Source organism: Achromobacter sp. NPDC058515 (assembly GCF_042721735.1).
Taxonomy (GTDB): Bacteria; Pseudomonadota; Gammaproteobacteria; order Burkholderiales; family Burkholderiaceae_B; genus Achromobacter.
Genome location: NZ_JBHXNI010000007.1, coordinates 305,185 through 312,789, shown reverse-complemented (window position 1 = coordinate 312,789; position 7,605 = coordinate 305,185). Strand labels below are relative to the sequence as shown.

9 protein-coding genes are annotated in these 7,605 nt (G+C 67.7%); 3 read left to right on the top strand and 6 right to left on the bottom strand.

Annotation, left to right across the window (positions count from 1 at the left end; translation table 11 throughout):
- Positions 1-245: 245 nt before the first annotated feature.
- A complete protein-coding gene (locus ACFWP0_RS15220) occupies positions 246-986 on the bottom strand; it encodes an aldolase (RefSeq protein WP_377843372.1) in 741 nt (246 codons plus the stop codon).
- Positions 987-1,028: 42 nt separating this feature from the next.
- Positions 1,029-1,742 carry a haloacid dehalogenase type II gene (locus ACFWP0_RS15215; protein WP_377843370.1) on the bottom strand — a complete coding sequence of 238 codons (714 nt, stop codon included), beginning with the start codon at positions 1,740-1,742 and terminating at the stop codon, positions 1,029-1,031.
- Between the two features lie 106 nt (positions 1,743-1,848).
- Between ACFWP0_RS15215 and ACFWP0_RS15210 the strand changes: the two genes are divergently transcribed.
- The gene (locus tag ACFWP0_RS15210; protein ID WP_377843369.1) at positions 1,849-2,718 is read left to right on the top strand and encodes a LysR substrate-binding domain-containing protein; all 870 of its coding nucleotides are present in this window, start codon (positions 1,849-1,851) and stop codon (positions 2,716-2,718) included.
- 9 nt (positions 2,719-2,727) lie between these two features.
- Here the strand turns inward: ACFWP0_RS15210 and ACFWP0_RS15205 are convergent, their stop codons facing one another.
- From ACFWP0_RS15205 to ACFWP0_RS15195, 3 genes are all read right to left on the bottom strand, one after another.
- On the bottom strand, positions 2,728-3,132 hold the full coding sequence (locus tag ACFWP0_RS15205; protein ID WP_377843367.1) for a YchJ family protein: 405 nt from the start codon (positions 3,130-3,132) through the stop codon (positions 2,728-2,730).
- A 17-nt stretch (positions 3,133-3,149) separates the two neighbouring features.
- Complete coding sequence (locus tag ACFWP0_RS15200; protein ID WP_377843366.1) at positions 3,150-3,422, bottom strand: GNAT family N-acetyltransferase; 273 nt, start codon at positions 3,420-3,422, stop codon at positions 3,150-3,152.
- A gap of 97 nt (positions 3,423-3,519) precedes the next feature.
- Positions 3,520-4,467: a 3-hydroxyacyl-CoA dehydrogenase NAD-binding domain-containing protein gene (locus tag ACFWP0_RS15195; protein WP_377843364.1), complete on the bottom strand. Its 948-nt coding sequence runs from the start codon at positions 4,465-4,467 to the stop codon at positions 3,520-3,522.
- Positions 4,468-4,580: 113 nt separating this feature from the next.
- Between ACFWP0_RS15195 and ACFWP0_RS15190 the strand changes: the two genes are divergently transcribed.
- Positions 4,581-5,207 carry a hypothetical protein gene (locus tag ACFWP0_RS15190; protein ID WP_377843363.1) on the top strand — a complete coding sequence of 209 codons (627 nt, stop codon included), beginning with the start codon at positions 4,581-4,583 and terminating at the stop codon, positions 5,205-5,207.
- A gap of 15 nt (positions 5,208-5,222) precedes the next feature.
- On the opposite strand, the gene ACFWP0_RS15185 is transcribed toward ACFWP0_RS15190, so the two are convergent.
- A complete protein-coding gene (locus ACFWP0_RS15185; RefSeq protein ID WP_377843361.1) occupies positions 5,223-6,623 on the bottom strand; it encodes an MFS transporter in 1,401 nt (466 codons plus the stop codon).
- Positions 6,624-6,735: 112 nt separating this feature from the next.
- Between ACFWP0_RS15185 and ACFWP0_RS15180 the strand changes: the two genes are divergently transcribed.
- Positions 6,736-7,605, top strand: a complete 870-nt coding sequence (locus tag ACFWP0_RS15180; RefSeq protein WP_377843360.1) for a LysR family transcriptional regulator — start codon at positions 6,736-6,738, stop codon at positions 7,603-7,605.

The following is a 7,605-nucleotide window of genomic DNA, read 5'->3' as shown; positions in this document are numbered from 1 at the left end:
CCTTCCCATCCCGAACAGGACAGTGAAACGCCTTCGCGCCGATGATAGTGGACGGACGTCTGTGAAAGTAGGTCATCGTCAGGCTTTTATTCCGCAAAACCCCACAGGTATCCCCTGTGGGGTTTTGTCTTTGCGGCGCCGGCCACGCGCGGCAGGCCGAAACCCATACAGAAAACCCCTCGCGGCTGACGCCGCGAGGGGTTTTTTATTTGGCCGGGCTTTTTACAGGATGCCTGGGCAGGCGCTCACGGCAATTGGCGGCGAAGCGCTGCAAAGAAAAGCTCGGATTGCAGGCGCTCGCTCTGGACCTGGGCGGCGACCTTGGCCGCCAGTTCGGGATTGACGGGCACGAGCGGGCGTCCCGTCGATTGGGCCAGCACCTGGGCCATACAGGCGCGCTCAAGGAAAAAGAGATCGTCGTACGCGTAGTCCAGGCGTTCGCCGCAGACCACGACGCCGTGGTTGCCGAGAAATACGATGTCCGCGCCTTGCATCGCGTGGGCGATGCGTTCGCCTTCGCTGACGTCCAGCGCCAGGCCGTTGTAGTGCTCATCGATGGCCAGGCGGCCGTGAAAGCGCATTGCGTTCTGCGACAAGGTCGTGTCGAGTCCGCGATCGGTCGTCAGCGTCAGTGCGGTGGCATAGGGCATGTGCGTGTGCAGGACACAGGCCTTGCCGGCGATGCGATGGATGGCGGCATGGATGAACATGGCCGTGGGCTCGACGTCGTGGCGGCCCGCGAGCTTGTTGCCGTGGGCGTCGATGAGCACGATGTCGTCCGCCTGGACTTCGTGCCACATCAGGCCGCGGGGATTGAGCAGGAAGTGGTCCGGGTCGCCGGGCAGCGCGACGCTGAAGTGATTGCAGACGCCTTCGCCCAGGCCGTGGGCGGCCGCGGCCCGCAGCGCGAGCGCGAGGTCCGCCCGCAGTGCGGCGACGGGTTCGGCATGAAAGAGCGCGTTGGCGAAGCGGGGTTCTTGATTCATGGCAGCCTTCCTGGAGTCAGGGTCTGGGTTGGAATGGGGGAGTCAGAGCCAGCCGGCGTCGCGGAACAAGCCGGGGACACGATCCAAAGTTGCTACGGTAGCGTCCGGCCGGTAGTCAGGCAAGGGCTTGCGGCCGGTGCCCCGGTCGATCCAGACGCAGCGAAAGCCGATGTCCCGCGCAGCCGCGTGGTCCAGGTGGGGACTGGCGCAGATGTGGACGACTTCGTCGGGCGTGACTCCCAGGCTGTCGTGCGCATGCGCGAATATTTTGCGGGCCGGCTTATAGGCGCCGGCTTGTTCGGCGGTGACGACGCGGTCGATATGTCCGCCAAGCTGCGCGACGTTGCCGGCGATGATGTTGTCGTCCGTGTTGGAGATGATGCACAGCCGGAAGCCAGCCTGCTTCAGCGCGGCCAGCGTGCCGACGACTTCGGGGAACGGAGGCATTGCCGAGATGCCGCCCGTCAGCATGTCGGCATCTTCGGGACGGTAGGACAGGCCGAACTCCTGCATGGTCAGGCGCAAGGATTCGCGGGTCACATCGGCGAAACGGCGATGCGGCGGCGTGCGCTCCAGGCGGTGCTCGTGTTCGTCGTAGACATGGAGGAACTGCGCGGCTGTGGGCGCTTGCCGGCTGTTCGCGTTGGTTTCCAGGATGCGGGCTACCGAGGCTTGGAGGCCTTCATCCCATTGAATGAGCGTGCCATAGCAATCGAAGGTGAGCCATTGGGGACGGGGCAGACGGTCCAGCGGCATGGGGGTTCCTTGAACGTTGAGTGAAGCTTTAGCGTAGGGTCCGGCCGCATAGTTGTAAAATTAATAAATGAACTGCAGTTAGTTGAACACTGAATATCGAGCCCTCATGCTGGATCTTGAACTCCTCAAGACCTTGGTCTGCGTCGTGGACGAAGGCAGCTTCACGCGCGCGGCGAACCGCGTGCATCGCACGCAGTCGACGGTCAGCCAGCAGGTGCGCAAGCTCGAGCAGAGCGTGGGGAAGACGCTGCTGTTGCGGGACAGGGCTGGCGGCAATGTGTCTGCGACCGAGGACGGCGAGCTGATGCTGGTTTATGCGCGGCGGCTGCTGGCTATTGCCGGCGAAGCCGAGCATGTGTTGTTGGCTCCGCGGGCGGCGCGCGTGTTGCGGTTGGGCGTGCCCGAGGATTTCGACGTGTCGCGGCTGACCGTGCTGCTGGCCGGATTTGCGGCCCGCCACCCGGACGCGCGCCTGGAGACCATCAGCGGCATGAGCGCGGGCCTGCGCGACGGGCTGGCGTCAGGGGAGCTGGACCTGGCGCTCGTCAAGCGCGAACCGGGAGACGGGCCCTGCCTGGCGGCATGGCCGGAACGCCTGATCTGGGTGGGCGACCGTCAGCGTGCCCGCGATGCGGCGGTGGTGCCGCTGGTCTTGTTTCCGCAGGGGTGCATCTATCGCAAGCGGATGATCTACGCGCTGGAAAGCGCGGGCCGGCCTTGGCATATTGCGTATCACAGCCATAGCCTGGCGGGGGTGCAGGCGGCGGTCGCCGCGGGGCTGGGTGTGAGCCTGCTGCCGGCGTTTGCCCGCCTGGACTCCCATGGCTTGCTGGACGCGGAAGACGGCTTTGCGGCGGTGCCGTCGACCGAACTGGCGATCGTGGGCGATCAGCGCGCCTTGAGTCCGGTCGAGCAGGATCTGGTGGCGGCGTTGAAGCAGGCCATTGGCGACGCCACGGGGGACCTGGCGGCGTAGCGCCGGCGATCAGCTCACGTCGCCATCCACGTAAAACCACCGCCCGTCTTCCCGCACGAAGCGGCTGACCTCGTGCATCCGGCTTGCCCGGCCCGCCTGCCGGCTTCTGGCAACGAACTCCACCGTGGCGCGCGCGGCGTCCTGGTCGGCCGCCCTCTTGACCTCCAGCCCCAGCCATTTCAGCTCGGGCGGGTTGGGCTCCAGCGACGCCGGCCTTGTGCTGGGGTGCCAGGTCGCCAGCAGGTAGGGCAGTTTGTCCAGCACAAAGGCGCTGTAGCGGGACCGCATCAGGGCTTCGGCGGTGGGCGCCTGCAGGGCAAGCGGGCCGTCATGCCAGCGTCCGCAGCAATCGGGATAGGGTTTGGCGCCGCCGCAGGGGCAGGGCGCCGTCAAGGCGCTGGATTTCCGGGTCATGAGGGAATGCGGGGCGTTCAGGCCAGCAGGTCGTTGTATTCGGGGTGGCGGCGCATATAGACCTCGGCGTAGGAGCACAAGGGGCGGACCTTCCAGCCGTTGGCGCGCGCCGCAAGCAGCGCCTGGCGGGTCAGTTCGGCCGCGATGCCGCGCCCGCCCACCTGGCTGGGAACGCCGGTGTGGGTGATGGTCATGGTGTTGCCCTGCAAGTGGTAGTCCAGCACGCACAGCACGCCATCGACGGTGGCGGTGTAGCGGGAGCGTTCGGTGTCTTGCGTCACGGAAATCATTCTGCGGAATTCCCAGGTTGAGGGCGGGCTGCATTCCCGCCGCATGGCTTCCAGGATACCAGCGGCGCCGCAGGCGGGCCTGGACGCCCGGTTGCTTTCAGCGGTGCAGGGTCTTGAGCAGCGCGGTGAGTTGGGCGTCGCGGGCCTCCACCAGATCGGCGATGCCGCGATGGCCGGCCTCGGCGTTGACGCCTTCGATCAGGCGCCGCTGCAGCTCGGGCGTGACATCGGGCGCGCCCAGGTCGTCCCACCATGTTTGCACCGGGCCCAGCAGATGGTGCATGAAGTGCGCCAGGCCGCCTTCGCCGCCGCCCAGGTTGAAGGTCATGTGCGGGCCGAACAGGGCCCAGCGCAGGCCGGGGCCTTGCGACACCGCGGCGTCGATGTCGGCCACGCTGGCGACGTTCTCGGCGGCCAGATGGATGGCTTCGCGCCAGAGCGCGGCCTGCAGGCGGTTGGCGATGTGGCCCGGCACTTCCTTGTTCAGGCGGATGGGGTGCTTGCCCATGCTGCGATAGAACGCGATGCTGCGGTCGATGGTGTCGGCGGATGTCTGGTCGCCGCCCACCACTTCCACCAGCGGAATCAGGTGGGGCGGATTGAACGGATGGCCGATGACGAAGCGCGCGGCATGCTGGCAGCGGGATTGCAGGCGGCTCATGATGAGTCCGGACGAACTGGACGCGACGATCACGCGCGGCGGCAGGATGGCGTCCATGCGCGCGAAGAGATCCGTCTTGAAGTCCTCGCGCTCGGGCGCGTTTTCCTGCACGAAATCCACGCCGGCCAGGGCCGCTTCCAGGTCGGGCTCGAACCGCAGCGCATCGGGCGAGGCGCCCGGCTGCACGCGGCCCAGTTCGGCCAGGACGGGCCATGCCGCCTGCACCCGCGCGCGGGTCTGCGCCTCGGCATGCTCGCCCGGATCGCTGACCACGACTTCCAGGCCGTGCGCCAGGAACAGGGCGGCCCAACTGGCGCCGATGGTGCCTGCGCCGACAACGGCGACGCGGCGGATGGGGGAGCTGGGCGTGGCGGTGCTGGACATGCGGATCTCCTGTTCACGGTTGCGGCCTCATTGTGAAGCAAACGCCGGGCCGTTGCCATGCCGCGGCGGCCACGGCAAGATGGCGGATCTTCCCGAGACGTTTGGAGCCGTGGATGAATGCGATGCCTGCCCCCGCCGCCGTGCCGTATTTCTGCCAGTGGGAGTCCGCGCATCTGGCCGGCGCGATCATCCGCAAAGAGTTGGAACTGGCCGACGATCCCGCCTGGCGCGCATCGGGCGCGCGGGATATTGACGAGTATGTGCGCTGGGCCAGCCACGTCTGCGGCATGGCGTGCCTGAAGATGGTGTTGGCCGCGCGTGGCGGCCAGGCGTATCCCACGCTGGAACTTGTCCGCCGCAGCCTGCCCTACGGCGCCTATGTCGAGGAGCCGGAGGGCGGTATCAAGGGCCTGATCTATGCGCCGTTCGTGCGCTATGTCGCCGAGGTCTACGGCCTGCAGGCCCAGGTGCGCGTGGACCTGCCGGCTTCCGGGCTGCCGGCTTTGCTGGCGCAGGCCGAGTACTTCATGGCCTCGGTGCATCCCTGGATAAGGTGGCCCGAGCGGCAGCCGCCCAAGAAGGGCGGACACTTGGTGCTGGCGACGCGAGCGACGGCGGATTCGGTAACGTTCCATAACCCGTCGGGCGAGCCTGGGACGCAGGCGGATGTCGAGTTGCCGCTGGCGGTGTTCGACAGGTTCTTCGCCGGGCGCGGGGTGGCGATCCTGGCAGCGGGGTAGGCGCTGCCGCCTGGCTCAGGCGTTGCGTGCGCGGCGCAGATGGCGCCATGTCAGCGCAACCGCGATCAGGTAGCTGATCGCAATCACGCTATAGGCGGCGGGCAGGCTGGCATGCCAATCCGGCATCAGGTGCAGGATGGTGCCCATCAGCGCGACGCCGACCAGCGCGCCGGATTGGCGGTTGGCGTTCAAGGCGGCTGCCGCGCTGTTGGCGTGGCGCTTGCCCGACACCTGCATGACGACGCTGGTCATGGCCGGCACCGCGATCCCCACGCCCAGATTGGCCAGCGCGACGACGATCGCAAACGGCCAGTAGGCGAGATCGGGCGAGAAGGCGAAGATGCCCGCCGTGCTCATCAGGGCGGCAAGCGAAACGCCGCCCAGCAGCGAGGCCGACACATTCCAGCGCGCCGACACGCGGCCCGAGATGAGGTTGCCGATCGAGAAGACCGCCAGCATCGGCACCAACTGGATGCCGGTCTGCAATGCATCGGCGCCGCGCGCTTGCTGCAGGAACAGGCTCAGCAGGAAGAGCTGGCCGTAGGATGCCAGGTTGATCAGAAAGCCCACGCCGTTGGCGGCGGCGAACTGCGTGGTCTCGAAAAGGGCCCGGGGGATGATGGGCTCGGCGTGGCGCCGCTCGCGCCGCACCAGCAGGAACACGGCCGCCAGGCACAGGACAGCCGTGCCCGCGATGCGGCCGGACGACCAGCCGTAGGCATTGCCCTGGATCAGCACGAAGCACAGCGAGGACAGCGCAATGACGCCCAGCGCGTGGCTGAGCGGGTTGAGCGCGCGCGGCCGGCGCGGCGCCGCCTGGATGCGCCGGCGGGCCAGCCACAGGCCGGCCAGTCCCAGCGGGATGTTGATGAGGAAGATGCCGCGCCACCCGAACTGGTGGATCAGGACGCCGCCCAAGAGCGGGCCGGACGCTCCCGCGACCGCCACGATCGCCGACCATGCGGCCAGCATGCGGTTGCGCACCTGTTCGTCGTCGTAGGCGTGGGTCAGCAGGCTCAGGGAACTGGGCATGAACAGCGCCGCGCCCACGCCCTGGAGCATGCGCGCGGCGATCAGCGTGCCGGCATCCGGCGCCAGCCCGCACAGCAGGGACGCCACGGTGAAGACCCCCAGGCCCGCCAGGTAGATGTTCTTGGCTCCGTAGCGGTCCGCCAGCGCGCCGGCCACCAGCAGCAGGGCGGCGAAGGTGAGCGTGTAGCCGTCCACGATCCAGACCAGGTCCGTCAGCGGAACGGTGAACTGGATGGCGATGCTGGGAAGCGCCACGTTGACGACGGTGACGTCCAGCATGGCCATCACGAAACCGATGGCCAGGGTGACGAGCGGCAGCCAGCCGGCGGCGGCGGGCTGGGCATCCAGCGGTCGGGCTGGGGCTTGATGACAGGCGGAACGCATGGCGGGGATTTTCTGGACGGCTTGACGAGGGCTGAAGCTTAAGAGGTTTTGGAGATGCAAAAAAGCCGAATAATTGCTTTATAGTGATGCAAAATTGCATCGGATGAACGGCATGGACTGGGACAATGCGAGGATCTTCCTGGCGATCTACCGGGTCGGCACGCTGCGTGGGGCGGCGGCCCTGCTGCAGATCGACCAGGCCACGGCCGGACGCCGGCTGGCGGCGCTGGAGGCCTCGCTGGACGCGCGGCTGTTCCTGCGCACGCCCGGCGGCTACGTGCCTACCGCGGCGGGCGAGCTGGCGTTTGCCGCGGCGGAGCGCATGGAGCAGGCCGCCGACCAGCTCCAGCGCCAGATGCAGGGGCTGGACCATCGCCTGTCGGGCATCGTCCGCGTGGCCACGTCCGAAACGGTGGCCAGCTACTTCATCATGGAAGCCATCCGGCGGGTCCATGCCCAGCACCCCGACATCCGGGTGCTGCTGTCCACCGCCATCCAGATCAGCAACCTGACGCGCCGCGAGGCGGACCTGGCGATCCGCAACATCAAGCCCGACAACCCCGACCTGATCCAGCGCCATCTGGCGCGCAAGGAAGTGGGGCTGTATGCGTCGCGCGCCTATCTGGCCGCGCACGGCGAGCCCCGGCCGGGCACGGCGTTCGCGGGGCACACGCTGGTGACCTACCAGCAGTCGGTGCTGCCCGGCTGGTCCGACACCTTCTGCGGCGAGCCCACCGGCAATGGCCGCATCGGGGTGGAACTCAATTCCGGGCTGATGATCATCGAGGCGGTGGCGGCCGGCCTGGGCATAGGCGAACTGCCCACCCACATGGCGCCGGACTATCCGGAGCTGGTGCGCATCTGGCCGGGCCGCAGCGAAGCCTACGATCTGTGGCTGGTGATGCACGGCGACCTGAACCGCACGGCGCGGGTGCGGGCCGTGGCCGACGCGATCGTGGCGGTCTTCGAAGAGGACAAGTAG